The 548-nt window shown below is 73.7% G+C and carries 1 pseudogene; it reads right to left on the bottom strand.

What is annotated here, in order from left to right:
* Positions 1–58 precede the first annotated feature (58 nt).
* A pseudogene (locus A612_RS00430) lies at positions 59–548 on the bottom strand (biotin-dependent carboxyltransferase family protein); the annotation flags it as partial.

The following is a 548-nucleotide window of genomic DNA, read 5'->3' as shown; positions in this document are numbered from 1 at the left end:
CAGGCGCGCGCGATCCGTACCGCGATCTCGCCGCGGTTGGCAATGAGAACTTTGGTGATCATGAGAACACTTCCTGGGCGAAGGGCGCGACCACGCGAAAGCGCAGCCGGCAACCCACGGGGATCTGCGCCGCCAGGTCCAGGTGGTGGCTGGCGAGCGCGGCGATGACGGGGTAGCCGATGGTCAGCGGGTGGTCGGCCAGGAACAGCAGCGGCTGGCCGTTGGCGGGCACCTGCAGGGCGCCCGCCACCGTGCCTTCGCTCGGCAGCTCTTCGCTGCGGGCGCGCACCAGCGGCTCGGCGCCCTGCAGGCGCATGCCGACGCGGTCGGACTGGGGCGTGACCTGCCACTCCTGGCGCTGCAGCAACTCCACGGCCTCCGAAGTGAACCAGTCGGTGCGCGGGCCCAGGATCACGTCCAGCGCCACCAGGCTGCCGGGGCTCGGCAGGGACGGCCCCTCTCCCACCTCGGCCAGGGCGACGGCCTGCAGTCGGTCGGGCGCGACGCCCCCCACGGCCAGCCGGTCGCCGGCCTGCAGCGGCGGCGGG

The organism is Melaminivora alkalimesophila (assembly GCF_000282995.1).
GTDB lineage: Bacteria > Pseudomonadota > Gammaproteobacteria > Burkholderiales > Burkholderiaceae_C > Melaminivora > Melaminivora alkalimesophila.
Note: the sequence above shows the minus strand (reverse complement) of the source record. Positions and strands in the feature narration are given on the sequence as shown.